We start from the raw sequence: 26,203 nt of genomic DNA, 5'->3' as shown, positions 1-26,203 counted from the left end.
TCATGAGCGTTTTTCAGGATCATTCCGGGCGTGCGGCGGGCAAGTGGGCGCTGCGGGCGCGCGGGCTGGTGATCGCGGTCGTCATCGTGACGGTGGCGGTATTCGTGAGTTCGTATGCGCGTGGGTCTTTCGGCGATAAGTTCAAGGTCACCGTGGATGCCGCGACACTGGGCGAGGGGCTGGCCCCGGGCGCGGAGGTGAAGTTCCGCGGGTACGCCATCGGCACCGTGCGCACGGTCGAGACCGTGGGCTACGGACATCAGCGCATCGAGTTGGAGATCGACCGGCGGCAGGCGGCCGGGCTCACCGACGGGGTGACGGCACGATTCACCTCGTCCAATGTATTCGGTTCCAGCGCCATCGAATTGGTGTCCGGCGGGGGCGGTGCCGCATTGCCGGAACACTCGGTCTTGAAGATCGGGGAGGGCGCCACCAATGCCACCGTCGCGGGCGTCTTCCGCCGCGCGGCCCGGCTCACTCAGGTGCTGGACTCGGCGACCGTGCACCGACTCATCGATCTGATGCTCGACAATGCCTCCAGCCTGGGCCCGGTATTGAAGTCGTTCTTCGAGACCGCGCGCACGCTGGCCGACGGGCAGCAGGCTCCGCTGAGTCACTACCTCGCCATCGGCGCGGATATGACCGGCGCGTTCGCCGACCTCACACCCTCGGCCGGGCACGCCATTCTGGCGGTGCTCGAGCAGAGTGCCTACTTCGGTGACGCCGATAATCGCGCCCGCACCAACAAGGCCACCGATGGTGTGGATCAAGCGGTGCTGGTGGGGATTTCGGATCTATTGGCCAAGCACAACCCGGACCTGGAGCCGGTGTTGAGCGGCGTGCTGGATTTGGCGGTGCCGGTCATGGTGTCGGTGGGCTCGGTCGCATCGGCTCACAACCGGATTCCGAATCTGCTACGCGCGATGGATGAAGCCTTCCCGGTGGTGGACGGGCGCGTGCAGCTGCAACTCGAGCTGATCGTGAAAACCATGCCGTACCTGGCCGATTCACTGGGCGGAGGGGCGCGATGAACGACGTACTCAAGTCCTCGATCAAGCTCACCGTCTTCCTGCTCATCGTGGCGGCCTGCTCGACCTTCATCATTACCGCGCTGCGCACGCCGATTCCGGGTGACAAGGTCACCTATGACGCCGTGTTCACCGATGTGTCCGGCCTGTTCGCCGGTGACTCGGTGCGCATGTCCGGTGTCGCCGTCGGCAAGGTGGAAACGGTTGCGCTGGACGGGAACTCGGCGCGGGTGCACCTCACGGTGGACGCGTCGCGCCCGATCTACGACAACACCAAGGCCGCCGTGCGGTATCAGAATCTCATCGGCCAGCGGTATGTGGAACTGCTGACCGAGGGGAAGGACGGCGCGAAACTGAAGGCGGGATCGACGATCCCGTTGGAGCGCACCATCCCCAGCTTCGACGTGTCCAAGCTGTTCAATGGCTTCAAACCGATGTTCGACACCCTGGACCCCGAGCAGCTCAACCAGTTCGGCACCAACCTGCTGCGGGTCATCCAGGGGGACGGTTCCGGCATCGGCCCGGTGCTGGCGGACCTGGACACGCTCACCAAGCATGCCCGCAGCAGTGAGGCGGTGATCGTGCTGCTGATCCGCAATCTCGGGCTGGTGTCCGACGAGATCGGCGGAAAGTCCAAGGCGGTGGGCGATCTGGTGCAGCAACTGGCCAATATTCTGGGCCAGTTCACCGCCAAGACGCAGATCATGCTCAGCTCCATCGATACCGCGAAAGCCACACTCACCCCGCTGGTTCCGCTGCTGGAGCAGACCCGCGACGCGTATGACGTGGGCTATGGTCCGATCGACGGGCTGCTGCGCCGGTTGGTGCCGCAGACCGAGCAGCTCACCCAGATCCTGGCCATTACCCCGCAGCTCATTACCGGGCTCAATCAGGCGGTGCCGGGTCAGGGCTACACGCCGCGCATTACCTGCTCGAACGGGGAGGCGGCCTTGCCCGCCGTGGCGGGCGTCATCCTGTCCAACCAGAACCTGGTGGTGTGCAATTGAAGGCGCTGATCAAGTATTTCGGTGAACTGATCCGCGACGTGCTCACGGGCCGTGGCGATCAGCAGAAGCAATTGCGCTGGGGCATAGCGGGAGTCGCGTTCTGCGCCGTGCTGTTGCTGGCGGCGGGGGCGCTGTATGTGATCCCGTTCGGGCAGCACACCTACATTGCCGACTTCAAGATCTCGGGCGGGGCGCGGCCGGGCGACGAGGTCCGGGTGGCGGGCATCAATGTCGGCAAGATTCGCTCGGTCGATCTGGTCGGCGATCACGTCGAGGTCAGCTTCACGGTGAAAAGTGATGTGCGGGTGACGGATCGGTCCGCCGTCGAGGTCAAGATGCTGACCCCGATCGGCGGACATTACATGGCGCTCGCCCCGGCCGGTGACAAGGATCTGGGCGCCAAGCACATTCCGCCGGAGCGCACCACCACGCCGTTCGAGCTCAGCGATATTCTCGACAAGGGCACGCCGATCTTCGGCAAGGTGGACGCGAACACCATGCGTTCCACCATCGGCGAGCTGAATACCGCCTTGCAGGGTCAGCCGGACGCATTGCGCGGGGTGATCACCAATGCCAATGAGCTGACCGGACTGCTGGCCGATCGCACCGGGCAGCTGAATACGGCATTGCAGGTATCGGACGAATACGTCGCCGCCATTGCCGAGGACAAGGCCCTGCTTGCGGATTTCGTGCAGAAGCTCGGCATCGTCGCCGATCAGCTCGGCAATCGCAAGGACGATGTGGTCGGCGTCTTCAACCTGGTCAAGCGGCTGCTGGTGGTCCTGCACCGCCCGATCATGGCGTACGGGGACTCGATCGAACCGTCCGTGACCCAGTTCGAGCAGCTGTTCTCCAAGCTGTTCGAGGACCCGAACCGTCTCGACACCGTGGTTCAGGGGCTGCGCGACGTGATCAACAAACTCAATGGCCTGCTGGGGATTCAGGTGCAGGTCAGTCAACCGGCCGATGGAGTGTCACTGTGCATTCCCTATCAAGGCAAGGCGTGCTGAATGAGGTGGGGTAGAACAGCACTCGCCGCCGGGGTCGCCGTAGTGGTGGTGGCCGCCGGTGTGACCGGAGTGACGTGGGCGAATTCGGTGCGCGACTCGAAGCAGAGCCTCTGCGCCGAATTCACCGATACCGTAGGGCTTTACGAGGGCAATAGCGTGACCATGCTCGGTGTCGATATCGGCACCGTGTCGAAGGTCGAGGCGCTCGGTGACCGTATGCGGGTCACCATGAAAATCGGCGAGAAGGTGAAACTGCCCGCCGATATCCAGGCGGTCACCATGTCGAGTTCCATTGTGACCGACCGGCATGTGGAGCTGACCAAGCCCTACACCGGCGGCTCGCGCTTCGATACCGCGAAATGCATTGCGCTGGACCACACCAAGACGCCGATCGGGATCAGCGAGGCGCTCGATTCCATGGGCAAGCTGGCGGGGGATCTCACTGGCGGGACGACCGGCAAGCCGGACACGCTGCTCGATGACACCCTCACCGCGGCGAACAATGCCATCAGCGGCACCGGGCCGGAGTGGAATCAGCTCCTGCAGCGGCTGTCCGCGGTGGTCGGGGATCCATCGCAGAAGGATGCGGTGTTCCGGCGGCTGGTGGACAATCTCGACACGCTGACCACCATGTTCGTGACCAACTGGCCGGATATGGCCACGGTGCTGGACAATCTGCGGGCCGGATTGCAGCTGATCGGTGACTTCTCCACGGAGTTCGCCGGAGCGGTGGATCTGGCGGTGGAGTTCCTGCCCGTGGTCGCCCGCAATGTCGGCAAATACGACAAGCAGGTGTACGCGCTGCTGGATCAGATGCTGCCGGTGGTGCACAACCTGATTCGGGCCGACGGCGATATCGCGTCGCTACTGTCCCAGTTGCCGAAGCTGGCATCCACATTGCCGCAGGTGGGTGGGCGATGAAACGTGCACTCGTGAAACTGGTCCCGGCCCTGGCCGCGGCCACGCTGGTACTGAGCGGCTGTGGCGTGAAGGCCACCGATATCCCGATTCCGGGCACCTATCCCAGCGGTGACACTTACACCGTCCGAATCGAATTCGGCTCCGTGCTGAATCTGCCGGACCGCGCGAAGGTGATCGCCGACGGCGTCGAGATCGGCATGCTCGACCACATCGACCTGATCGGCACCACCGCCATAGCCACGGTGAAACTGCACAGCGACGCCAAGCTGTCCAAGTCCACGACCGCGGAATTGCGGCAGAGCACCATCCTCGGCGATATCCATATCGCCCTGGAAGCGCCGAAGAACGCCGACACCTCGTTCCTGCGGAACGGGGATGTCATCCCGGTGTCGCAGACCGTGCCCGCCACCAATGTGGAGGACATTCTGCGGGCCCTGTCGAATATCGTGACCGGCGGCCGGTGGGCCGATCTGGCTCAGGTGGTCAAGGATGTGAACGCGGCCTTCCCGGCCGATCCGGCCGAACTCGATCGGATCAATGCGGCCGGGCGGGCGGCGCTCAGCGATATGGCCTCGCACTCCGATGATCTGGACCGGATTCTGGCCTCGGCGCAGCAGATCACGGGCAAGCTGGAATCCGGTCGCGGTGCGGTGACCCAGATCCTCACCTTCGGGCCGGATCGCGCGGCGGGCCTGTCCGATGTGCTGTTCGGGGTGGTGAAGCTGATCATCAGCGCCGGGCCGCTGGCCAAGAATGTCGGCGATCTGGTGCTGCCGCACATCGGTGATCTGCGATCGATCGTGTCAGTGCTCGCGCCGACCGCGGTGACGGTGGGTTACTCCGACATCACCCTCGGCATGAATATGAATGCCTTCTACACCCTGTTGCGGGAGAAACTGATTCCGTTCCTCAACGCACCGGATGTGAATGTCCGCAAGGTATCTGCCGATGTGCAGGCCGATCAGCTGATCACCACACTGCGCTCCATCGGGATGGTGCCATGAAACTCTCACTCTCCGGGCCGGTGTCGCTGATCCTGCTCATGGTGCTCACGCTGATCTGCGGCAGCTATATGGCCGTCGGCGTGCTCAATCTGGATCCGCGGCGCGAAACCAATACGGTCACAGTGCTTCTGGATACCTCCGGCGGACTCATGAAAACCTCCGAGGTGACCCTGCGCGGGCTGCCGATCGGCAAGGTTCGCGATATCGGGGCCACCGTGCGCGGGCTGGCTGTGAAGGTCGAATACGACTCCAAGTACCGGATTCCCGTGGACAGCGCGGTGCAGATCGCGAATCTGTCGGCGGCGGGGGAGCAGTTCATCGACTTCCGGCCCTCGACCACGGCCGGGCCGTTCCTGCATAACGGCAGCATTGTGCCGACCCGGCAGGTGCGCACCGCCACCACCGTCGGCGATGCGCTGGCCAAGCTGGATGCGCTGACGGCGCAATTGGATCCGGCGAAACTCCAGAGTCTGGCGACCACCGTGGCCGCCGGATTCGACGGGCGCGACACCGATGTGGCCAACCTGACCAAGGCACTGGTCAGCACCGCGAATCTCTTGCACGACAAGCGCGATGCCATCGCGCGGCTGTACGGCAATGTGCAGACCCTCGGTGATCGGTTCAATGGCCGCGCGCCGACGATCAGCGCCGCGGCAGGCGATATCGACAAGGCGCTGCCGGAGCTGCTGCACATTATCGCCGCATTCCAGAACTACTCGACTGTCGGCGAGAACATCTTCGACGATCCCATCGGCCCGCTGGTCACCAAGATCGACGAATACCTGTCCCTGATCGGCCCCGACCTCGGCCATATCGCCACCGTTCTGAAGCCCGCGACCAGCGCGATCAAACCGCTGCGGGTGGACGCCGGATCGATCGTCGATCTGCTGGCCACCGTATTCCCCGGCGATGGCGCGGCCCACGTCGGCGTCGGCTTCCCGAAATAGAGAGAAGGCAATCGTGAGTGAATCAGTTGGCGACAACGAGCAGACGGCGGAACCGGTTGTCGAGCTGGAGAAGTCGGTGCAGCCCGAGGACACCGCACCGGTCGAGCAGGCTCCGGCGGAAGTCAAAGAAGTGACCGAGCCGGTGCAGGACACCCCGGTAGCATCGGAAGCCGTGCCGTCCAAGGGAATCCGCGTCGACCTGTACCGGGTCGCGCTCGCGGCCGCTGCGGTGCTGGCGGTGCTTTCGCTGGTGCTCGGCTATTTCTGGCACAGTGCCTCGAGTGATCTCGACGCACTGAAAACCAGTAATTCCGACCGGGATCGGGCCGCCGAGGTGGCGCGCGACTACACCATGCGCTCGCTCTCCTATGACTACAAGAACCTGCCCGCCTTCTTCGACGGCGTGCAGCGCGGCACCTCCGACGCGCTGCGTGACCGGTACACGTCGGTGCACGACACGCTCGCCAAGATCATGACGCAGGCCCAGGTCATCGCCACCGGCGACGTGGTGGGCACCGCGGTCGAGGCCAAGGGCAACGACCAGTACGTCGTCACCGTGTTCGCCACCCAGCGGACCCAGAACATTCAGCAGACCGAACCGGCCACCGTGCCCAATCTGCTGCTGGTGACGGTCGCCAAGAGTGGTGGCGACTGGGTGGTGGTGGACTACGGGCCGAAGGATTCCGCGGTCAAGGATCCCGCCGCGACGGCAGGGGCCGCGAAATAGCTTCCCGCACCGGCCGGCCGCCGCAGCAAGAGCTTCCGCTGCGGCGGCGCAGGCAGATAATCGAAGCCGCCTATGAGGTGTTCACCGCGAATGGCTATGAGACGGCCACCATTTCGGAGGTGGCTGCCCGGGCCGGAATGGGGCAGGGCACGGTCTACCGGTACTTCGGCAGCAAGCGTGAAATCGTGGACCACGTCATCGATTTCGGTGTCGAGAAGGTCATGGTCACCATGCGGTTCCCCGAGCTCTTCGGCACTGCGCGGAGTGTCGATGAATTCGTGGACGTGATCCGGGCGGCGGTGGGTCGGCTCTACCAGTTGATCGAGCGCGAGCCGCAGGTATTGCGACTATTGCTGGTGGAGGCCGGTGCCATCGATTCCGAACTGGCGCAACGGCTTCTGGGTTTGGAAGCCATGACAGCCTCCATGCTCGCGGTCGAGCTGACCCGTGGCGTGGAGGCGGGCTGGATTCGCCGGGATATCGACGCCGAGGTGTTGTCCCACACCATCCTCACCCTGATCGGCCCCGGACTCATGCGAGAGTTGCTCGGCGGCGGGAATCCCGCAGTGCGCCAACGCAGTACCGCCGTGGTGGTGGGCCTGCTCGAACGAGTACTGCGCACCAGGCAGGTCTCATGAGCCGCGCCGACCGCCTCGAGCAGCGGCGTGCCACCCTGGTCAGCGCCGCCTACAGCCTGGTCATGACCCGCGGGTTCCGGACCATCGGCGTGGACGATATCGCCCGCGCGGCCGGGGTCAGTCACGGCACCTTCTACAACTACTTCGACAATAAGCGCGACATTCTCGACGCCGTGATCGACCACTGCTTCGATCACATCCGCATCGTGCTTCTGGGCCCGGATGCCGACGACAGCCCCGACTCCCTGCAAGCCTTCTGTGCCCGCTACGCCCGGGTCATCGACCGCTGTTACACGCTGGTCGCCGAGGAACCCGGCGTGGTCAACTTCCTTCTCCTGGAAGCCTCTTCGATCGACGACCGGGTCATCGAACGTTGCCTGCACAATGCCCGCAGCTATGCCGGTGAGGCCGTGAAGCAGGTCGACCAGGGCATGTCCCGAGGCTTCCTGGACCCCACCATCGATACCGATATAGCGGGCGAAGTCCTGCTCTCGGTGCTGGTCTCGGCCCTGTTCTCCGCCACCCGCGCCGGAGCCGACGGCCTCACCCAGGATCGTGTGCGCACCCAGCTGACCGGCTTCCTGGCCTCCGCCCTCGGCGCGCAAGCCTGAGGCTCACGGCAGCCGGAAGCCCGCCCCGACGCCGCCGTGCTGGTTGATATCGGTCATCACGATATCGATGTCGGTGGCGAGGTCGGGCTCGTGAATGAGATCGGCCGGATTGCTGCACGACTTCAACTCCAAGTCGACGCTCCCAATCGTCGCCGGCGCACCCGCCACGATCATGCCCACGAGCTGGTCACCCAACAGCACCGGCGCGCCCGAATCCCCATAATCCGCGCACACATGACTACTGAACCCCTCAGGAATGTTCTCCCACACCACCCCGCACGTATACCCGGTGGTCCGCCCGTTCTTACACACCGTATCGAACACCCGAGGCCGCCCCCCGATCCCATTCACCACACTCCGCGTAATCTGCCGCACCGGAACAACTTTCGCCCCCTCGAACTCGATCACCGCCCAATCCCAATAATCGTCCACCTCCGCAATCCGCCCCACCTTCCCAATCCCCAAAGCCCCCTCCGCCCAAACAGAATCCCCCACATACCCGCAATGCCCAGCAGTAATCCCCACCATCCGCCCCGCCCCATCAAACCCCGCCGCCGTCAACGAACAAGCCGCATACAAATCAGGATCATCAGTACTGATCAACACCCCCGACCCCGGCCCGAGCACAGCAGCCGCATCGGCCCCCGCAACCCCGGGAACCCCCGTGAATGCCGCGAACATCGCAAAAACAACCCCCACCCCACCCCGAACCAACCCTCTGCCCAGCGACGCCATGCCGAACCCTCCTGCCGAAATAGCAGTACAAGTGGCCACCCGTCCAAAGCACGACAAGCAAAACACACCACCCCCCACCCATGTCCGAAACGCCCGAAATAACCCCCCAACCTGCACATATCAGACTCGGCCCTATGCCGATTCCGTAGGGCCTATACCTACCTGTCATCGCGGTGGAGCGATACCGGGCCTGGGGAAAATTCTTCCAATACCAGAGGTGACCGATCGGTCGATAGTGGTGTTCATATCGGGCGCGGTCGGCGAGCCGAACGCAACTCGAACTCACCCGATCGACGAGAGGACACATGTCGTGACCGCCACCCTCAGCCCTGCGAACAAGCAGTCAGCGGCGAGGAGCCTGCTGCTGGCATGCGGTGTCCTCGCTCCGCTGCTCAATATGGTTGTCCTCCTCACCCTCGGGGCCATCCGCCCCGGCTACAACGCCTGGGTAGTCCCCGACAGCAACCTCGAGCTGGGGCCTGGCGGGTGGATGCAGAGCGCCAATTACATTGTCACCGGCGCACTTCTACTCGCTTTCGCCCTCGGCATGAGGCTGAGGCTCCGGACGGGCCGCGGGTCCACCTGGGGCCCAATCCTGCTCGCCATCTACGGCTTCACGTTCCTAGCCATCGGGCCCATCCTGCCTGACCCGTCGCTGGGTTACCCGGCAGGAGCGTCGACCGATCCGACAATTCACGGCGCCATCCACATTCTCCTGGGTCTGGTTCAGTTCACGTCGCTGATCATGGCGTGCTTCGTGCTGGCACGGCACGAAGAAACGCCCGAAAAGCATGGCTGGTACCGGTATTCAGCTGCCACCGGCCTGCTGGTCGCGTCCTCTTACATCGCGTTCGTGCTCACCGCGAAATTGTCGGATGGTGGCCCTGCCGGGCTTATCGAACGGATCGGGATCGGTGCCAGCGGCATTTGGATTGTCCTGCTGGCGATCCGCCTGATGAGCGGCTTTCCGCGCGGTTAGAACACGTTCAGGGGGACATGAGGCTGGTGTAAACGGACAAAACCCCGGCTCATGTCCCCCTCGGCGAAAGGGCCACGCGGGCACGCCGATACCGGCCTCGGCTGGGAGTCTTTTCGTCTTTTGTTCTTGGTTGTTGGTCCCGGAACGGGACCACAACCTTCCAGCCAGGCTGGAACGAGAGGTGACGGCACCCAGCTGGGGAGCCAAAGTCGGGTACGGCAGGCGACGCAACCACGCGATATCCGTACTGCCGTGCGCTTTGGACACGAGCTTCCCGAGCCGTGTTTCTGACCGGGGCGGTAATTGAAAGCGATGGCCGAAGGCCGAGCCGTCAAAGGGGAGACACTGGGGATATGGCGATGATGAGTGCTTGGCAGGTGGAGAAGCCGGGGCCTGTCGATGGTGGGCCGGTGGTGTTGGAACAGATTCCTGTGCCGGATCCCGGGCCGGGAGAGTTGCTGGTGCGGGTGCTGGCTTGTGGGGTGTGTCGGACGGATCTGCATGTGGCGGAAGGGGATTTGGCGGTGCACCGGGAAGGGGTAGTGCCGGGGCATGAAGTGGTGGGGGAGGTGGTGGTGCTCGGTGAGGGTGCTGCGGGGGAGTTCGGGGTGGGGGATCGGGTGGGGATTGCTTGGTTGCGGCATACCTGTGGGGTGTGCCGGTTTTGTGTGTGGGGAGATGAGAATTTGTGTCCGGAATCGCGGTATACGGGGTGGGATGCGGACGGGGGCTATGCCGAATTTGCGACGGTGCCCGCCGCGTATGCGTTACCGCTGCCCGATGGGTATGAGGATGCCGAGCTCGCGCCACTGTTGTGTGCGGGGATCATCGGATATCGGGCGTTGAAGCGGGCCGATTTACCTTCGGGTGGGCGGCTGGGGATCTATGGATTCGGGGGGAGTGCGCATTTGGCGGCGCAGGTGGCTTTGGCTCGAGGGGCCGAAGTGCATGTGATGACGCGGGATCCGCAGGCTCGGGCATTGGCCACCGCGCTGGGGGCGGCTTCGGTGCAAGGGGCGGCGGAACCTCCTCCGGTGCAATTGGATTCGGCGATTCTGTTCGCGCCGGTCGGGGATCTGGTGCTGCCTGCGCTGGCGGCTCTGGATCGCGGCGGGGTGCTGTCCATCGCGGGGATTCATCTGACCGATATTCCGGTTCTGAATTACCAGCGGCACCTGTTCCAGGAAAGGGGGATTCGGTCGGTTACCGCCAATACTCGGGGCGATGCCCGCGAATTTCTGGCATTCGCGGATGCCCATCGGATGGAGGTGACCGTGCACCGTTATCCGCTCGAGGGTGCGGATCGGGCGTTGCGCGATCTGGCGCATGGGCGATTCGCCGGGGCGGCAGTGCTGGTTCCGGCTACTTCGCGAGGGTGAATTGCATGACGTCAAGGTGGCCCTGGCGGAAGTAGTGGGCGCAGCCGGTGAGGTATTTGAGGTAGCGGTCGTAGACCTCTTGCGAGGTCAGGCGGATGGCCTTGTCGTGGTGGGCTTGGAGTGCCTCGGCCCAGAGGTCGAGGGTGCGGGCGTAGTGGGGTTGCAGGGATTGGATGCGCTCGGTGTGGAAGCCCGCCGTTTCGGCGGTGCGGGTGACGGTGCCGGGCTGGGGGAGCTGGCCGCCCGGGAAGATCTCGCGCTTCATGAAGATGTGGAAGAGGGCATCGTCGCGGGTCACCGGGATATTCATGGCACGCAGTTCGGCGAGGGTGCGGCCGATAATGGTGTGCAGCAGCATCGACCCGTCGTCCGGGAGCATGGCGTGGCAGCGCTCGAAGAACTCCGGATAGCGTTCCTTGCGGAAGTGCTCGAACGCGCCGATGCTCACGATGCGGTCGGCCTTGCCGTCGTATTCCTCCCAGCCCTGTAGCCGCACTTCGGCATCGGCGAGACCCTGGGATTCCAACTGCGCATTGACGTGGTCGTACTGGTTGCGGCTCAGCGTGAGACCGACCACGCGCGCGCCGTACTCACGCGCCGCGCGGATCATCGTTGCGCCCCAACCGCATCCGATATCGAGCAGCGTCATGCCGGGCCGCAAATCCAGCTTGCCGAGAGCCAGGTCGATCTTGGCCTCCTGCGCCTGGGCGAGGGTCATACCGTCGCGGGCGAAGTAGGCGCAGCTGTAGGTCATGGAGGAGTCGAGGAACAGCGCGTAGAACTCGTCGGACAGGTCGTAGTGCGACTGGACCTGTGTGTAGAAGGGGGCTAGGCGGGCCATGGCGTGCACTCCTGATGTCGGCGGACACCAGGTAATACGAGTGGGAACCCCTCCCCGGTTCTAGATCCGTGACACGCCGTAGACACGCCGCGCCTGGCATTCCGAGTTTCCGATTCGAGCCCGTCATGCGCACCCCTGCTGCTTTCCTGAAGAGAGTTCAGCATCGTTGCAGCAAACGTCATTTGGAGGTTGGGGAACGGTGGTGCACCGCACTGGACACGAAGAGGAAGTCCGCACCGGTCGGCCGTGGATGTGGACGGCCCTCGCGGGAGTGGTGGTGGTGGGAGCGGTGATGTGGATGATGCGGCCGACACCGGCCTCCTGCCACGCCGCCGTGCCCACCACCCGCGTTGTCACCCTGCCCGCACCCACCACCCCGGGTTCGGTTACCGCGCAGCAGATTCCGGTCCCCGTACCGACCGCCCCGGCCACACCGGAGCAAGGCGAGGCCCGTTTCTACGCCTTCACCCCCGGCGTCGCCTGCTCGCTGCCGGATCTGCCCCTGGACGGCTACTACGTGGGCGTGCCGACCGGTGAGTACGACGGCTCGGTGCCCTGCGGCAGCTACGTCGATATCGACGGCCCGATCGGCAGCGTGCGCGCCCAGATCGTGGACCGCTGCCCCGGCTGCGGCCCACACCAATATGACTTGAGCCGAGCCGCTTTCGAGGCCATCGCCAATTCCACCGACGGCGTGGCGCCGATTCGCTTCAGCCGGGTCCGCGACCCGAATCCCGCGCCGGAACTGTTCTACCGCGTGCAGCAGGGCTCCTCCTCGGATTGGATCGGGCTGCTGTTCTCCGGGAGCGGCAATCCGATTCGTCAGGTCGACTTGCGCTCGGATGCCGGTGGCGACTGGCTCTCGCTGCGCCGTGGATACGACAACTATTGGACGATTTCCGGTGCGGGAGCGGGCCCGTTCACGGCGCGCATCACCGATATCTACGGCCATGAGGCGCAGATCCCCGGGCTCACCATCGAGTCGGGTCAGTTGCGCTACACCGGAATTCGGCTCTACGACTTCCCGGAGACCACGCCCCCTGCCCCGGTTCAGACCACGCCGCCGATGGTGGTCGTGACCACCGTGGTCGCCGCCCCGCAAACCTGTAAATCCTGACCCGTCTCGACGCAACATTCCCCGGTCGTTATGGCATCATCGAGTGAAACGTGTTCCAATTCCGCCTGTTGTGGTGGCGCGCCGGGAGGCATTCGATGACGAACCCCAGCTTGGATCTGCCAGTGGATTCCCAATCCCGTGAAAGCCGCCGAAGTCGTCGGCTGTCACGACGGATTTCTCGATTGACCGAGGTCCCGCAGGGTCAGATGATGGAGCTGCCCGGCCGGGGCCGCACCTATGTGGTGGATCTGAAGGGTCCCGCAGCGGACTCGCCGACCATCCTGCTGCTGCACGGCGCGGCCACCACGGCCATGCTGAACTGGTTCCCCTCCTTGAAGGAGCTGAACGAGCGCTATCGGGTCGTGCTCTTCGACCAGCGCTGGCACGGTCACGGAATCCGTTCCGAGCGCTTCGATCTCGATGACCTCGCCGATGATGTGATCGCGGTGGCCGATGTGCTCGGCATCGAGCGCCCGATTCTGGCGGGCTATTCCATGGGCGGCGTGGTCGCGCAGCTGACCGCGCACCGGCATCCGGAGCGGGTCGGCGGACTGGTGCTGGCGGCGACCACCTACAAGTTCCAGGAGACGCGGCGGGAGCGGGCCTTCCATCGCGGCTGGGCGGTGCTCGCGGCCTCCATGTCCGAAATGTCGTTCCGCCGGGCCGAATTGCGCCGGGACAAGCTGCCCGCGGTGCCGGAGGCATCCTGGCCGGTGGGCCGGATGGATCGCTGGGCCATGACGGAATTCCGCAGCACCAGCGGCTGGGCGCTGACTCAGGCGATTGCGGTGCTGGGCCGGTTCGATGCCACCGAATGGCTCTCGACCTTGAAGGTGCCGACGGCCGTGGTGATCACCACGCGGGATCGGGCCTTGCCCGTCTATCGGCAGTTGGAAATGGCGAAATTGATTCCGGGGGCGGAGATCTTCCTCGCCCGGGCCGGTCATGCGGCCTGCGCACTCGAGGCGGACGTCTTTGTCCCGGTGTTCCTCGAGGCCTGTCAAGCGGTCGTGAATCGGCGATAACGCCGGGCGGTCATGACTTTTCGGGTGTCGGAGGTTCGTTCGGCTAGCACCGTTCGCGGGCGGCCTTGAGCAGCTCGGTGATCACCTCCGGCACGGCGTCGGCGATTTCCTCCACATCGGGGACCAGTTCCTCGCAGGCGATGAAGCCGAAGTCGAGGTGGCCATTATTGGAGATGACGGTGACGGTCAGGCCCGCGCCGTGGAACACCGGCCCGAAGGGATACATCGAGGCGACCCGCACGCCCAGGAAGTACATGGGGAAATTGGGGCCGGGCACATTCGAGATCACCAGATTGTGCACGACGGGATGGTGTTCGGCCAGCTTCAGCGAGGAATACGCGCGGGCGGCGAGCTGGAAGGTGTTCGGCGGCGCGTACTTCGCCCAATCCTGGAGGAAGTCGGCCCCGATGAGATTGTGCTCTTCCTTCGCACCGCGATTGTCCTCGGCAATGGCCTGCACGCGCGCGACCGGATCCTCGATATCGGTGTAGAGCCGCGCGAAAATCGTGGACACCTTATTGGTGCCCTCCTCATGCCGGGAGGTGTCGTGGGTGGACACGGGAACCGAGGCGATGAGCGAGGATTCGGGAAGATCCTCATGCAGTTCGAGATAGCTGCGCAGCGCGCCGCCCACAATGGCCAGCACCACGTCATTGACCTTCACGCCGAACGCCGCCTTTATCTCCTTGATATCGGCGAGCTCGCTCTGTACGAAGGAGACCGAGCGATGCGGGGTGATAGCTCGATTGAATGGCGTGCGCGGCGCGGTGAACGGTAGTGGCATCCCACGACTTCCGTTGCCGCGCCTGCGCTGCACCAATCCGCCGAGGATTCCCACGGTCTGCGGGACCATGCCGAAGATGCCGAGCTTGCCGGGGAACTTCAGTGCGGCCTCGGCGGCCAGCAGGAGATCATTGGGTTCCGGTTCGGGGGCGGCGATTTCGGTGGGCGGGCTGTAGGTGACGCCGGGTTCGAGATCGCACAGGTGCATCATCATATTGGTGCCCGTGATGCCGTCCACGATGGCGTGATGGTATTTGGAGATGACGGCGACCTTGCCGTGCGGCAGGCCTTCCACCACCCACATCTCCCACAGCGGTCGCTGCCGGTCGAGGGGTTGTCCGGCGATCTCCGCGGTGATCTCGGCGAGCTCGCGGCGGCCGCCCGGTTCGGGGAGCTGAACCCGGCGCACATGGTTGTCGAGATCGAAGGCCGAATCCCGCACCCACACCGGATGATCGAGGTTGAACGGGACATTGTGGAGCCGCCGCGTCATGGCGGGGATGAGGTGCAGCCGCCGCCCGAGCTCGGCCTTGAAGCTGTCGAAGTCGAATTCCACACCATCGGCGGCGGGGTCGACTATCAGCAGTGCGCAGACGTGCAGCAGTTGAGTGTCGGTTTCGAGATAGAGAAAGCTCGCATCGAGCCCTGTAAGTCGTTCCATACCAACACACTATGAGAACGGGTTCTATATTGCGCGCCGTTCGCGGTAGTGGGCGAAGCCCGTTCGTGGCCGGTTCGTTGCCTCAAAGTAGCTTGTAGATAACAAGTTTGATGGCGATACGGTTGCGCACCGATTGGGTATCTCCTTGTGTAACACGTTGCCGCGTTGTATGGCCGTTCGTACCTTGGGTCACATAGCCAGGCGAAGTGTCACTTGTCATTGACAAGAGTCGCCTGGCTTCTCACAACGGCGTGAGAGGGTGAGGACAATGGGCGACCGGAAGGTTCTGCTTGCTGGCAAATGGCGTATAGCTTGGGTTTTCGCCGCCATGCTTGTTGTGGCGTGCGTCTTCGTTCCGATACCACGAGCCCATGCGGACGGATGTGCCGCAGTGGATGTGGTGGTGGCGCGGGGCACCGGTGAACCCGGCTGGCTCGGAAGCGTGGTCGGTGACCCGCTGTACGGGATGCTGCAAGACCGATTGCCCGTATCGACAAGTGCGTACTCCGTCGATTACCCCGCCGACTACACCTTCAATGTGGGTTCCGGCACCTCGGATCTGGTGTCGCACTTGACCGCTCAGGTCGCGGCCTGCCCGAATCAGGAGTTCATCCTGGTGGGCTACTCACAAGGCGCGGCGGTCGTGCACGCGGCGCTGGGTACCGGCGCGGTGACCTGGTATCCGGGGCGGGTTCAGCTGCCGGACTATCTCGGCGATCATGTCGCGTCGATCCTGCTGTTCGGTGATCCGATGCGGGCGATCGGCTGGACCGTGCCCGGCGGCTGGCTCGGCAAGACCGGAAACTGGTGCACGGGAGGCGATCCGGTGTGCGGCGCGGGCGTGAATTCGGCCTCGCATGTCACCTATGGCGGCAGCTTCGTGGCGGCGGCGAACTTCGCGGCCGATCGAATCTAGGGACGGTCGGGCCCTACGAGGCTCGGCTGTTTCGAAAACTCGGCCCCGGCGGGAATTCCCGCCGGGGCCGAGTTTCATTGTCTGTCAGGGACTACCAGTGCAGGCCCGGGATCTTATTGGTGAACCGGGCCGCCGGGGAGGGGAGTCCCATGAGCGGCTGCACGATCGGGGCGAGAGCCAGCAGCGGGCTGCGGGATTCCTTCTTTTCCGTGGGCTCCGCATTCCCGGTGGGCTCCGCGGCCTTGGTATTGCGGGCGGCCTTGGATTCACCGAACATGTGGAAGCCCTGCGACAGGATCGCCTTCTTGAACGACGGCATGACCATGTCCACGAACTGCGCGAAAGTGCCGATGGGCGTATCGATGCGGCTGGGCCGGTGCTCGAGCGCCCGCACCACGATGCGTGCCGCCTGCTCGGGGGTGTGCACCGGGATGGACTTGTACAGGTCGGTCGGCGCGATCATCGGGGTGCGCACCAGTGGCATGCGCACCGAGGTGAAAGTGATTCCGGCATCGGCGTTCTCGACCGCGGCGATCTCGCTGAAGTTGTCCAGCGCGGACTTGCTCGCCACATAGGCGGCGAAGCGCGGGACCTTGGTCTGCACCGCGATGGAGGAGATATTCACGAAGTGGCCGAAGCGGCGCTCCCGCATGGACGGTAGCAGGGCCAGAATCAGCCGGACCGCGCCGAAGTAGTTGACCGCCATGGTCCGTTCGAAGTCGTGCATGCGGTCGGTGGAGTTGAGCACCGAACGGCGGATCGAACGGCCCGCATTATTGACCACATAGTCGACGTGGTCGTGGTCGGCGAGCACCTGCTTGACGAGCAGCTCCACCGACTTCTCATCGGTGATGTCGCAGGTGTAGGCCTGTGCGGCACCGCTTTCCGTGCGGACCTGCTCGGCGGCGGCTTCGATGTCTTCGGGGGTGCGAGCGATCATGAGGACCGTCGCGCCACGGGCGGCGACCGCGTGCGCGGTGGCCAGGCCGATGCCGGACGACGCACCGGTCACCAGAACGATGCGGCCGCGCAGGGTCTCGCCGTCCTGGCGGCGTGCGCGATCCGGGTCGAGGTACTCGTGCCAGTAGCCCCAGAGGGTTTCGGCGTAGGTCTCGAAGGCCGGGACCTCGATGCCGGTGCCGCGCAGCTGCGCCCGGGTGGACTCGGAGACGAACTCCGACTCGAACGCGGTGTGCGGTGCGACCTCGGCGGGAATTCCGAAGCGCTCCAACACGAAATCGCGCAGCGACGGAACACCGGGCAGGGTGCCGAGGGCGTGCAGGGCGGTGTGCGAGCCCGGCAGCGTGCCGATGCCGGGAGGCGCTCCGGCGGCGCGGGCCAGGGCCGCGTAGATCTGCGCGAAGGGCTGCGGTTCCGGGTTGGTGAGGTGGAAGGTCTTGCCGATCATGCCGGGCCGGGTGACCAGCTCGACCATGGCGGCGGCCACGTAATCCACCGGAACGATATTGGTGGCGCCCAGGTCCGGGATCGGGACCGGCAGTTCCGCGGGCAGCGCGGCGAGTCCGGCGATGGCCGGGAAGAAGTAGTACGGGCCGTCGATCTTGTCCATCTCGCCGGTGCGGGAATCGCCGACGATGATGGCCGGGCGGTAGACCCGCCAGCCCAGGCCGGGGGTCTCGCGGACCAGTTTCTCGGCCTCGAACTTGGTGCGGTGGTACGGCGAGTTCAGCTGCTGGCCGAGGTCGAAGTCGTCCTCGAAGAACTTGCCCTTGTGATCACCGGCCACCGCGACCGAGGAGACGTGGTGCATGACCGCGCCGATCTCGAGGGCCAGGTCGATGACCGCGCGGGTGCCCTGCACATTGGCGGCGTAGGTGGCGTCCTCGTCGGCGGTCATGTCGTAGACCGCGCCGAGGTGAATGATGTGGTCGGCGCGCGGTGCGTCGTCGACCAGGCCGAGACCGGGTGCGGTGAGGTCACCCACCAGCGGGAAGACGCGATCCTCCGCGCCCCATTCGATGGACATTTCATACAGTTTGGCTACTGATGCCTCGCGCACCAGTGCGTGGACCACGGCCTCGCGGTCCTGCTCGAGCAACCCCTTGACGACGCGGCGACCGAGGAAACCGGTGCCGCCCGTGACGATGTAGGAAACCATCGTCCCCTCCTTAACGAACTTGTTGATGCGCAACGCTGTTCGTCCGACATGCGTCGGTGGATGTGGACGATCGAGAATGGCCCCTTAGCAGAATGTCGGGCCGACGTAGGAACACCATCGTGCCTAACTGATGGGTAACTTTACGGCCCGTCAGTTGGTGGTTCAACTTTGTTGACGGTTTCCTGCATGTGTGAATGGTCACCTCGGAGCTATTTCAGTTGGTAAGTGTTACAACGGTTTTCGTGTAACTCATAGGTGCAGTTGGCAATTCGCGGGCAACTGGTCAAATGACCTGTGCAGTGGGTCACCGATCTGTCAACCCCGGTAACTTCCGGGTGGAATTGTCCGAACTGCCCGAATCGCCCGGCTGAGCGGTAAAAGCGCTGGTGAACGCCTTTTCGCTGAATCTGAGGTTATGGTGTTCCAGTCTTGTCGGCCCTGGATACGCGGAGGGAGTCGTTGACTCAGCAGCTCGACCTACCGATGACCGGTGTGCGCACCCGCGCCGAATTCGAGGCATTGCCCGCCGTTCCCCGCGGCTGGGCGTGGGAACTACGATCCGGCCGATTGGAGCTCACCCTCATGCCCGTCACGTTCTGGTACTCCCGGATCGTGTTCAACGTCCTCGAGTTCTGGAGCGGCCTCGGCTACGAGATAGCCGGCGACCAATACGTCGCCGACACCGGCTTCGCCCGCGGTGACACCGGCCAGCACAACTTCGTCGCCGACGGAATCGTCTTCCGCCCCGACCAAACCCCCGCCAAACACAGCACCACCCACGACCCCACCACCATCCTCTGCGTGGTCGAGGCCGTCTGGCAGCCCACCCAAGTCCGCGAGGCAATCGACAAACTCCGCGTCTACGCCATGCTCGGCATCCCCCACTACTGGATCATCCGAGGCGACCACGACTCCGAAGACCTCGACGGCTTCATCACCATGTACGAACTGACCGGCGAGGACTACAAACTCGCGGGGAGCCGCCTGGTCTCCGAACTCCCCGGGTCGAGCGGTTCCTGACCATTGCCGCCCCCACTCCGAGAGGATGGACCACGAGCGCGCAACGTACTTGGAGCACAAATGAAGTCGCTACGACCGATTCTCGGCAGTCTTCTGTTCACCATCGTGGTTCCGGGAACGGTGGCGGGCCTGCTGCCACTCTGGATCAGCGGCTGGCGAATCGAGCACGAGTTGATCCCCACGCAGACTCTTCGAGTAATAGGCGTCGTCCTGATCCTTGCGGGGCTCCCGATTCTGCTGGGCGCGATCTACCGATTCGCGGTGGAAGGGCTGGGAACTCCCGCACCTATTGCCCCCACCCGGCATCTCGTGGTCGGCGGGCCGAATCGGTACGTTCGCAATCCCATGTATCTGGCCGTTGTCTCCATGGCTCTGGGGCAAGCGCTGCTCTTTAGTCAGTTCGCCTTGCTCTGGTACGCGGTACTGATCGCGGTCGGTCAGGCTTTGTTCGTTCGGTTCTATGAGGAACCGACTCTGCATCGCCAATTCGGCGCGGACTATGACGAATACCGGCAGGCCGTGCCCGCTTGGATTCCGCGGCGGACACCCTGGAAGCCCGCTCTCAAGGATTGAGTGAGTAGGCGTCGGTGGCGTTGGTTCGGTAGAAGAATTCGGCTTCCTGGTCGGTGGCGTCGGCGGTTACCAGGTGGTCGATGGTGGCGAGTAGGTCTTCGTAGGTGCCTGCGCGGGTGTCCACCGGCATGTTGGAGCCGAACATGAGGCGACGCCAACCCCAGAGGTGGACGGTGGATTCGAGCCAGTATTGGAGGGTGGGGTAGGTGAGGTCGGGGGAGATGAGGCCGAGGCCGGAGAGTTTGCAGAGCCACGGGGTTTCCTTGGCGGCCAAGGAGACGGCGTTGTGCCACGCGGTGCGGTGGTCGGGGGTGGTGCCTTGGGGGAGGCCGAGGTGTTCGAGGACTACTCGGAGGTCGGGGTAACCGGCCAGGAAGTCGATCCAGTCGAGCATGGTGGCGGGGGTGGCCACCAGGTCGAAGACGGCGTCGCGGTCTTGGAGCCAGCTCGCTATCGCATCGGCCGCGGGGGTGTTGGGGAGCAGGCCTCGGAAGACGCGGATGCCGCGGAAGTGGGGGCTGCGGGATTGGGATTCCAAGTGGTCCAGGAGATCTGGCTTGGGGAGGAGGGGGTCGACGCTGCCGATCAGAGCGACAGGACGGTTCGCTTCGGCGGCGAGGGTGTCGATCCAGCGGGTCTCGGGCAGGTAGGTGTGGGGGGCGGTGGTGGCGGAGACATGGACCAGGCCGACCACTTCGGTGTCGCCCGCGGCGCGGTCGTAGTCGGGGAGTAGGAAATTGTCGGCCAGGGCGGGTCTGGCTGCTGCCGCGGCGAATTCGACCAGCTGCGGATACCACGGGTGGTCGGTGGTGTTCCAGAGGTGGAGGTGGGCGTCGACGATCGGGATTTTGGGCATGGTGGCGCCTCCTTAATGCATGGTGATGCCGCCGCTGACGCTGATCAGCTGGCCGGTGAGGTAGCTGGCTTCCGGGCTCGCCAGCCACGCGATGAGGGCGGCGACTTCCTCCGGGGTGCCCAGACGCTTCATGGGGATGGCTCTTTCCAGGGCCGCGAGATTGCCGGGGTGCTCGGCCATGGCGCGGGCGACCATGCGGCCCTCGATCGGACCGGGGCACACCACGTTCACGGTGACGCCGTGCCGGGCCACCTCGCGGGCCAGCGATTTGGCGAAGCCGAACAGGCCCGATTTGGAGGCGGCATAGGCGGCCTCGCCCGCCGCACCCGCGCGAGCGCCATCGGAGGAGACGAAAACCAGTCGCGCCGACTGGGTTTCCTGGAGGGAGGGGAGCAGGTGGCGGGTGAGGAGCATGGGGCCGCGCAGGTTCACCTGGTGCATGAGGTCCCAGTGTTCGACGCTGCTGTCCAGGAACGGCTCGACAATGGCCGCGCCCGCGCACTGCACCAGCGCCGAAATGCTGCCGCGCACGGTGAGCGCGGCTTCCTCGATGCTGTCCGGATCGGTCAGATCCAGGTGCAGGGCACTGGCTTTCGGCCCGAGTTCATCCGCATAGGCCTTGGCCGCCGTCACATCGATATCGGCGAGCACCACCTCGCGCCCGGCCTCCACCAGACGACGCGCCACCGCTCGGCCGATATCCCCGGCCCCGCCGGTCACCAGTGCGCCGGTAGCGCCACCCGCCGCACCCTCGCCCTGGCCCACTGCCTCACCCTGTTCCGGTATCCATGCTGTGCTGTTTCACTGAGTTGCTTCGGATTCCATGAATAGTCGTTCAGCGCCAATTTCGCGACATAAAGTCCGCAATCCGGCAGCGGATTGGCACGGGAGAGCAGTTGTACTCCGTATTCAGCCGTCGCCTCGGTCGTCGAGGCGGCGCGGACAGGAGTGCGGGCGCAGCGCGGGAGCCACGGGTCTTCCCGCGAGGAGACCGTCGACGGTGCCATTGCCGAGCGCCTTGGCATAGACGATCGCGGCATTGCGACAGGCGTCGATGGTGAGGTCGATATCGGCGTCGGTGTGGGCGGCGGAGGTCACGAAGGATTGCCCGAGCACGCCGCGTTCGAGCAGTTCCTGAAGGAACAGGGTGCGATAGGACTGGGAGGGAACGCCTTCCGGATCCTTGGTGAGGAAGATCAGGCAGGAGGGACGGCCCACCACCTGGAGATGATCGGCAATGCCCAGCCCGGCGGCAATGGCATTCACGCCCGCGGCCAGGCGCCGTCCGGCGTGCTCCATGCGAGCCACCGGATCCGTGTCGCGATACGCCCGCACGACGGCACGAAACGCCGCGAGCGAAGCGGTTTCCGGCCCGTTCGTGGTGGACAGCAGAAACACCCGATCGGCATCGGTGCGCAGCCCGCCCAACTCCATGTACTCCCGCTTCCCGGCCAGCGCGGAAAGCGGAAAGCCATTGCCCATGGCCTTGCCCCAGCAGGAGAGATCCGGCACCACCCCGTACACCGCCTGCGCCCCGCCCGCCGACCAGCGGAAGCCGGTAATGATCTCGTCGAAGATCAGCAATGCCCCATGCCGATCACACAGCGCCCGAACGCCTTCCAGGAACCCGGGCGCGGGTTCGGCGAGCGCCGTGGCCTGCTCCAGAATCACGCACGCGACCTCATGCGCCGCCAGCACCGCCGCCAGCGACGGCAGATCATTGAACCGGAATCGCACGGTGGGCGGCGGGGGGATGCCCGCATTCATGGTGGTGGTCCCGATGAACCAATCGTCCACCGAGAAGAACGGCTGATCGCACACCGCCACCGTCTCCCGCCCCGTGACCGCCCGCGCCAGCCGCACCGCGGCCGTGGTGGCATCGGACCCGTTCTTGGCGAACTTCACCATATCCGCGCCGGGCACGAGTTCCAGGAAGTCCTGTGCGGCAAGCAGTTCCAGCTCGGAGGGGCGCGAGAAGCTGATCCCGTCGGCAATGGCCGAACTCACGGCGTCGAGCACGGGCCGATAGCCGTGGCCGAGGGTGACCGCCCGCAAACCCATCCCGTATTCGACGTACTCGTTCCCATCGCAGTCCCATACGCGAGCACCCTTGCCGCGCACCAGAATCGGAGCCATATCCTCGGGATACTGATTCGCGCCACGGGCGTAGGTATGCGCCCCGCCGGGCACCAGCTCGTGCAGCCGGGCCTGAATCTCATTGCTGCGCTGGAATCCACGCACGAGGCACGCCTCCCGGTCGCCGGAGCAGTCGCGAGCACGCACCCGCCCGGCATCGGCCGGATCGGCGCGCAACTCCTGGTCGCCGATGAGAGTAGCGAGCGCCCCGTCCGTTCGAAGCCCACCCTCGAGCGAGTAGGTGCCATCCTCCTTCGCCCGATGGTGAGTTAGGGTGGGCGGCACGTGTAACCGGAGGTAGACCAGGTGGGGCGGACACTCGCGCAGGGGCAGACATTCGCGGGCTATCTGGTCGAACGTCTGCTCGGGGTCGGCGGGATGGGCGAGGTGTATCTCGCCCGCGACCGGAATTTGCCGCGGCAGGTCGCATTGAAGCTGCTGGCCTCGGGGAAGGCCGATGATCCGGAGGTGCGGGCGCGGTTCCTGCGCGAGGCGGATACGGCCGCGCGGTTGTCGCATCCGAATATCGTCGCCGTGTACGCGCGGGGGAATGACGAACATCGGCTGTGGATGGCCATGCAGTACATCGAGGGCACGGATGTGGCCGAGGTGCTGCGCGACGGGCCGATGCGGGTGGATCACGCGGTGCGGATTCTGGGCGAGACGGCCAAGGCGCTCGATCACGCGCATCGGGCGGGCGTGCTGCACCGGGATGTGAAACCGGCCAATATTCTGCTGGCCTGGGGACCGGATCAACGGGTGTATCTGGCGGACTTCGGGATTGCCAAGGCGCTGGATCAGACCAGCGGGCTGACCCGCACCGGCGAGATGTACGCGAGCTTCCAGTACGCCGCGCCCGAACAGTTCGAATTGCGGACGGACACCGACCATCGGGTGGATGTGTACGCGCTGGGCTGCACGCTGTTCCACATGCTCACCGGTGCGCTGCCGTATCCGGGCGGAACCACGGCGCAACTGATCAACGGGCATCTGAACGGGCGGATTCCGCGGCCCAGTGAGCTGAATCCGAATGTGCCGCGCGGCTTCGACCAGGTCATCGAGCGCGCGCTGGCCAAGGATCGGGACCGGCGGTTCACCAGCTGCGGTGAGCTCGCGGCGGCCGCGGAGTACGCGCTCACCGCCCCGGAGCCGACGGGCGGATACCCTCCCGCGTCGACCCATCCGGTCGAAGCCCAACCGACGATGCTCGGCTACTCCCGCTCGCACTTCGGCGGTGCTCCGACCCGGACGAGTCCGGGCACGACCGAGCTCGGCGTTGCGCCCACTCAGCCGGGACTGTCGCCGACTCGACCGGATTTCGACCCCGCACGCTTCGAATCGACGCAATTGGCCTCGGCCCCGAGCGGACCGGTGCACGCCCATGCGCCTCGTCGCTTCCGTAAGCGTCTGATCGTGGCCGCCATTGCCGTCCTGCTGGTAGCGGGCGGTGTGGGCGTCGGATTCGGCAGTGGCGCGCTGCAATTCAGCATCGGCACCGGATCCTCGGCCACACCCGGCGCACAGGGCAATCCCGGCGACGACGCCACCCGAGCCGCCGCCACCAAGGCCGCCTGCGATTACGGCATTCTCATGACCACCTACGACTACAACGACGGCACCGGCTGGCAGGTGAAGGTCATCGACGGTGCGACCGGCACCTGGAAGACGCAGGCCCAGCAGCTGCTCGGAGCCATCCGCGTGCTCCTGGAGGCCGATTCCGAGCACTCCCGCGGCACCGATGCGAAATGCACTGTGACCTCCGGGAATTCCACGCATTACGAACTCGCCTCGGATATCACGGTGGTCAATTCCACCAAGGGCAAGGCCGACACCACCGAACATCAGAACATCACGCTCTCCATGGATCTCGTGGACGGCCGCTGGCTATGCAGCAAATGGGTCAGCCCCCTGTTTCCGAGCTGAGACTCCACCGTTGCGAACCGCCCCCGCGGACGCGGCGTATCTCTACGTGACCGGCGCCCCCTCCGCCGGTCACCTACCTGGAGGACCGATGCGGCGCTGCGCCCTGTCTGCTGGAATTCTGCTCGCCGCCGCCGTATTGGCTGGAACCGCAATGACCTCCGCCGAGCACCGAGCCTCGGACGACCGCCTACAGACCGGACTCGATGACACCGTGAAGGCCGCGGAGGTCCCGGGCGCACAGCTGGTGCTCACCGTGGGCGATCGGACCACCCGAATCAATAGCGGCGTAGGCGATATCGGCACCCGCGCGGCCTTCCCCGACCATGCGCAGGTCCGAATCGCCAGCAATACCAAGTCTTTCGTGGCCGCGGTGATGCTGCAACTGGTCGGCGAAGGCCGGATCGACCTGGATTCCCCCGTGGAGCGCTACCTGCCCGGCGTGGTGCACGGTCCCGGCGGCGACGGAAATGTGATCACCGTCCGAAATCTATTGCAGCACACCAGCGGAATCCCGGACTACTTCTCGGATCTGCACCTGGACTCGGTGGACGCCTTGCAGCGATCACAGCCGATCGAGGCGCTCATCCGGATGGGCTTGGACAAACCCGCCTCCTTCGCGCCGGGCGCCAAGTCCTCGTACTCCAATACGAACTACCTGCTCGCCGGTCAACTCGTGCAGCAGGTCACGGGCAATCCGATCGGCGCCGAGGTGACCAACCGGATTCTGGTTCCACTCGGGCTGCACGACACCTACTGGCCGTCCTATCCGGCCGAGTCCGTCCTGCGCGGCGCGCATGCCCGCGCCTACGACCAATTCAGCAGTGGCCTGGTGGATATCACCGATATCGACCCCGGCTGGGGCCTGCCCGACGGCGCGATGGTCTCCACCGGCGACGACCTGAACAGCTACTTCATGGCCTTGCTGTCCGGTCACGTCCTGGCCCCCGCCCAGCTGGCGGAGATGCAGCATACGGTCCCCAGCGGCGATGCCCGCCGCAAGGACGACTTCGGCCTGGGCCTGTTCCACTGGACCACCTCCTGCGGGCTGCAGGCCTGGGGCCACGACGGCACCATGAACGGCACCTTCGTCTACGGCGGCGCGACCGCGGACCGCTCGGTCACCGTGAGCATGAATAAGATTCCGAATCTCTTCGGTGCCCGCTCCCGCAATATCGACCTGACTCGAGTGGTGGACTCCGCGCTGTGTAGCTCGTAGCGTGGAGGCGGTTCAGCGACCGGGCGATCCG

General features: G+C 65.0%; 25 protein-coding genes. 18 read left to right on the top strand and 7 right to left on the bottom strand.

Annotated features, from left to right (window positions below; all coding sequences use genetic code 11):
* Positions 1-2 precede the first annotated feature (2 nt).
* From AB0N05_RS27415 to AB0N05_RS27375, 9 genes are read left to right on the top strand one after another with little or no spacing between them, the layout of a single operon-like run.
* Positions 3-1,031 carry an MlaD family protein gene (locus AB0N05_RS27415; protein ID WP_364698872.1) on the top strand — a complete coding sequence of 343 codons (1,029 nt, stop codon included), beginning with the start codon at positions 3-5 and terminating at the stop codon, positions 1,029-1,031.
* Positions 1,028-2,035, top strand: a complete 1,008-nt coding sequence (locus tag AB0N05_RS27410) for an MlaD family protein (protein WP_364698870.1) — start codon at positions 1,028-1,030, stop codon at positions 2,033-2,035. The genes AB0N05_RS27415 and AB0N05_RS27410 overlap by 4 nt, the downstream gene beginning before the upstream one ends.
* Positions 2,026-3,045 (top strand): MlaD family protein, encoded by a 1,020-nt coding sequence (locus AB0N05_RS27405; protein WP_364698868.1) that lies wholly within the window; start codon positions 2,026-2,028, stop codon positions 3,043-3,045. The genes AB0N05_RS27410 and AB0N05_RS27405 overlap by 10 nt, the downstream gene beginning before the upstream one ends.
* A complete protein-coding gene (locus tag AB0N05_RS27400; protein WP_364698866.1) occupies positions 3,046-3,966 on the top strand; it encodes an MCE family protein in 921 nt (306 codons plus the stop codon).
* Entirely contained in the window at positions 3,963-4,970 is a 1,008-nt protein-coding gene (locus AB0N05_RS27395; protein WP_364698864.1) for an MlaD family protein, read from the top strand. Before AB0N05_RS27400 ends, AB0N05_RS27395 begins: the two co-directional genes overlap by 4 nt.
* Positions 4,967-5,917 carry an MlaD family protein gene (locus AB0N05_RS27390; protein WP_364698862.1) on the top strand — a complete coding sequence of 317 codons (951 nt, stop codon included), beginning with the start codon at positions 4,967-4,969 and terminating at the stop codon, positions 5,915-5,917. The genes AB0N05_RS27395 and AB0N05_RS27390 overlap by 4 nt, the downstream gene beginning before the upstream one ends.
* A 13-nt stretch (positions 5,918-5,930) precedes the next feature.
* The gene (locus AB0N05_RS27385; protein ID WP_364698860.1) at positions 5,931-6,644 is read left to right on the top strand and encodes a hypothetical protein; all 714 of its coding nucleotides are present in this window, start codon (positions 5,931-5,933) and stop codon (positions 6,642-6,644) included.
* Positions 6,569-7,282 carry a TetR/AcrR family transcriptional regulator gene (locus AB0N05_RS27380; protein ID WP_364699129.1) on the top strand — a complete coding sequence of 238 codons (714 nt, stop codon included), beginning with the start codon at positions 6,569-6,571 and terminating at the stop codon, positions 7,280-7,282. Before AB0N05_RS27385 ends, AB0N05_RS27380 begins: the two co-directional genes overlap by 76 nt.
* A complete protein-coding gene (locus AB0N05_RS27375; RefSeq protein WP_364698858.1) occupies positions 7,279-7,893 on the top strand; it encodes a TetR/AcrR family transcriptional regulator in 615 nt (204 codons plus the stop codon). Before AB0N05_RS27380 ends, AB0N05_RS27375 begins: the two co-directional genes overlap by 4 nt.
* Positions 7,894-7,896: 3 nt before the next feature.
* Here AB0N05_RS27375 and AB0N05_RS27370 read toward each other — a convergent pair whose 3' ends face one another.
* Positions 7,897-8,628 carry a S1 family peptidase gene (locus AB0N05_RS27370; RefSeq protein WP_364698856.1) on the bottom strand — a complete coding sequence of 244 codons (732 nt, stop codon included), beginning with the start codon at positions 8,626-8,628 and terminating at the stop codon, positions 7,897-7,899.
* 217 nt (positions 8,629-8,845) lie between these two features.
* Here AB0N05_RS27370 and AB0N05_RS27365 point away from each other — a divergent pair, with 217 nt between their 5' ends.
* Positions 8,846-9,607 (top strand): DUF998 domain-containing protein, encoded by a 762-nt coding sequence (locus AB0N05_RS27365; protein ID WP_364698854.1) that lies wholly within the window; start codon positions 8,846-8,848, stop codon positions 9,605-9,607.
* Between the two features lie 362 nt (positions 9,608-9,969).
* A complete protein-coding gene (locus tag AB0N05_RS27360; RefSeq protein ID WP_364699127.1) occupies positions 9,970-10,986 on the top strand; it encodes a zinc-binding alcohol dehydrogenase family protein in 1,017 nt (338 codons plus the stop codon).
* On the opposite strand, the gene AB0N05_RS27355 is transcribed toward AB0N05_RS27360, so the two are convergent.
* The gene (locus AB0N05_RS27355; RefSeq protein ID WP_364698852.1) at positions 10,970-11,827 is read right to left on the bottom strand and encodes a cyclopropane mycolic acid synthase family methyltransferase; all 858 of its coding nucleotides are present in this window, start codon (positions 11,825-11,827) and stop codon (positions 10,970-10,972) included. The two genes, AB0N05_RS27360 and AB0N05_RS27355, sit on opposite strands and share 17 nt — an antisense overlap.
* A 202-nt stretch (positions 11,828-12,029) precedes the next feature.
* Between AB0N05_RS27355 and AB0N05_RS27350 the strand changes: the two genes are divergently transcribed.
* Together AB0N05_RS27350 and AB0N05_RS27345 are read left to right on the top strand one after the other, a co-directional pair.
* Positions 12,030-12,944: an expansin EXLX1 family cellulose-binding protein gene (locus AB0N05_RS27350; protein ID WP_364698850.1), complete on the top strand. Its 915-nt coding sequence runs from the start codon at positions 12,030-12,032 to the stop codon at positions 12,942-12,944.
* A gap of 182 nt (positions 12,945-13,126) precedes the next feature.
* Positions 13,127-13,969: an alpha/beta hydrolase gene (locus AB0N05_RS27345; RefSeq protein WP_364698848.1), complete on the top strand. Its 843-nt coding sequence runs from the start codon at positions 13,127-13,129 to the stop codon at positions 13,967-13,969.
* Between the two features lie 43 nt (positions 13,970-14,012).
* Here AB0N05_RS27345 and AB0N05_RS27340 read toward each other — a convergent pair whose 3' ends face one another.
* Positions 14,013-15,413, bottom strand: coding sequence for a wax ester/triacylglycerol synthase family O-acyltransferase (locus AB0N05_RS27340; protein WP_364698846.1), 1,401 nt, complete (start codon positions 15,411-15,413; stop codon positions 14,013-14,015).
* Positions 15,414-15,804: 391 nt separating this feature from the next.
* Between AB0N05_RS27340 and AB0N05_RS27335 the strand changes: the two genes are divergently transcribed.
* Positions 15,805-16,329, top strand: coding sequence for a cutinase family protein (locus tag AB0N05_RS27335; RefSeq protein ID WP_364698844.1), 525 nt, complete (start codon positions 15,805-15,807; stop codon positions 16,327-16,329).
* Between the two features lie 91 nt (positions 16,330-16,420).
* Here AB0N05_RS27335 and AB0N05_RS27330 read toward each other — a convergent pair whose 3' ends face one another.
* The gene (locus AB0N05_RS27330) at positions 16,421-18,448 is read right to left on the bottom strand and encodes an SDR family oxidoreductase (RefSeq protein WP_364698842.1); all 2,028 of its coding nucleotides are present in this window, start codon (positions 18,446-18,448) and stop codon (positions 16,421-16,423) included.
* 459 nt (positions 18,449-18,907) lie between these two features.
* On the opposite strand from AB0N05_RS27330, the gene AB0N05_RS27325 reads away from it, so the two are divergent.
* Entirely contained in the window at positions 18,908-19,468 is a 561-nt protein-coding gene (locus AB0N05_RS27325) for a Uma2 family endonuclease (protein ID WP_364698840.1), read from the top strand.
* A gap of 60 nt (positions 19,469-19,528) precedes the next feature.
* Positions 19,529-20,041 (top strand): isoprenylcysteine carboxylmethyltransferase family protein, encoded by a 513-nt coding sequence (locus tag AB0N05_RS27320; protein ID WP_364698838.1) that lies wholly within the window; start codon positions 19,529-19,531, stop codon positions 20,039-20,041.
* On the opposite strand, the gene AB0N05_RS27315 is transcribed toward AB0N05_RS27320, so the two are convergent.
* The 3 genes from AB0N05_RS27315 to AB0N05_RS27305 all read right to left on the bottom strand — a co-directional run bounded on the left by AB0N05_RS27315 (position 20,031) and on the right by AB0N05_RS27305 (position 23,138).
* Complete coding sequence (locus tag AB0N05_RS27315; protein ID WP_364698836.1) at positions 20,031-20,897, bottom strand: amidohydrolase family protein; 867 nt, start codon at positions 20,895-20,897, stop codon at positions 20,031-20,033. The genes AB0N05_RS27320 and AB0N05_RS27315 overlap by 11 nt on opposite strands.
* 12 nt (positions 20,898-20,909) lie before the next feature.
* The gene (locus AB0N05_RS27310) at positions 20,910-21,662 is read right to left on the bottom strand and encodes an SDR family NAD(P)-dependent oxidoreductase (protein ID WP_364698834.1); all 753 of its coding nucleotides are present in this window, start codon (positions 21,660-21,662) and stop codon (positions 20,910-20,912) included.
* A 144-nt stretch (positions 21,663-21,806) separates the two neighbouring features.
* The gene (locus AB0N05_RS27305; RefSeq protein WP_364699125.1) at positions 21,807-23,138 is read right to left on the bottom strand and encodes a glutamate-1-semialdehyde 2,1-aminomutase; all 1,332 of its coding nucleotides are present in this window, start codon (positions 23,136-23,138) and stop codon (positions 21,807-21,809) included.
* Positions 23,139-23,339: 201 nt separating this feature from the next.
* Here AB0N05_RS27305 and AB0N05_RS27300 point away from each other — a divergent pair, with 201 nt between their 5' ends.
* Positions 23,340-24,956: a serine/threonine-protein kinase gene (locus AB0N05_RS27300; RefSeq protein ID WP_364698832.1), complete on the top strand. Its 1,617-nt coding sequence runs from the start codon at positions 23,340-23,342 to the stop codon at positions 24,954-24,956.
* A 10-nt stretch (positions 24,957-24,966) separates the two neighbouring features.
* The gene (locus tag AB0N05_RS27295; protein WP_364698830.1) at positions 24,967-26,172 is read left to right on the top strand and encodes a serine hydrolase domain-containing protein; all 1,206 of its coding nucleotides are present in this window, start codon (positions 24,967-24,969) and stop codon (positions 26,170-26,172) included.
* Positions 26,173-26,203 lie beyond the last annotated feature (31 nt).

This window comes from Nocardia sp. NPDC051030 (genome assembly GCF_040683015.1).
Classification (GTDB): domain Bacteria; phylum Actinomycetota; class Actinomycetes; order Mycobacteriales; family Mycobacteriaceae; genus Nocardia.
Note: the sequence above shows the minus strand (reverse complement) of the source record. Positions and strands in the feature narration are given on the sequence as shown.

Excerpts from the sequence above, each read along its gene's own strand:
- AB0N05_RS27415 (WP_364698872.1), top strand. The coding sequence starts at position 3 with ATGAGCGTTTTTCAGGATCATTCCGGGCGTGCGGCGGGCAAGTGGGCG.
- AB0N05_RS27410 (WP_364698870.1), top strand. The coding sequence starts at position 1,028 with ATGAACGACGTACTCAAGTCCTCGATCAAGCTCACCGTCTTCCTGCTC.
- AB0N05_RS27400 (WP_364698866.1), top strand. The coding sequence starts at position 3,046 with ATGAGGTGGGGTAGAACAGCACTCGCCGCCGGGGTCGCCGTAGTGGTG.
- AB0N05_RS27395 (WP_364698864.1), top strand. The coding sequence starts at position 3,963 with ATGAAACGTGCACTCGTGAAACTGGTCCCGGCCCTGGCCGCGGCCACG.
- AB0N05_RS27390 (WP_364698862.1), top strand. The coding sequence starts at position 4,967 with ATGAAACTCTCACTCTCCGGGCCGGTGTCGCTGATCCTGCTCATGGTG.
- AB0N05_RS27375 (WP_364698858.1), top strand. The coding sequence starts at position 7,279 with ATGAGCCGCGCCGACCGCCTCGAGCAGCGGCGTGCCACCCTGGTCAGC.
- AB0N05_RS27370 (WP_364698856.1), bottom strand. The coding sequence starts at position 8,628 with ATGGCGTCGCTGGGCAGAGGGTTGGTTCGGGGTGGGGTGGGGGTTGTT.
- AB0N05_RS27360 (WP_364699127.1), top strand. The coding sequence starts at position 9,970 with ATGAGTGCTTGGCAGGTGGAGAAGCCGGGGCCTGTCGATGGTGGGCCG.
- AB0N05_RS27355 (WP_364698852.1), bottom strand. The coding sequence starts at position 11,827 with ATGGCCCGCCTAGCCCCCTTCTACACACAGGTCCAGTCGCACTACGAC.
- AB0N05_RS27340 (WP_364698846.1), bottom strand. The coding sequence starts at position 15,413 with ATGGAACGACTTACAGGGCTCGATGCGAGCTTTCTCTATCTCGAAACC.
- AB0N05_RS27330 (WP_364698842.1), bottom strand. The coding sequence starts at position 18,448 with ATGGTTTCCTACATCGTCACGGGCGGCACCGGTTTCCTCGGTCGCCGC.
- AB0N05_RS27320 (WP_364698838.1), top strand. The coding sequence starts at position 19,529 with ATGAAGTCGCTACGACCGATTCTCGGCAGTCTTCTGTTCACCATCGTG.
- AB0N05_RS27315 (WP_364698836.1), bottom strand. The coding sequence starts at position 20,897 with ATGCCCAAAATCCCGATCGTCGACGCCCACCTCCACCTCTGGAACACC.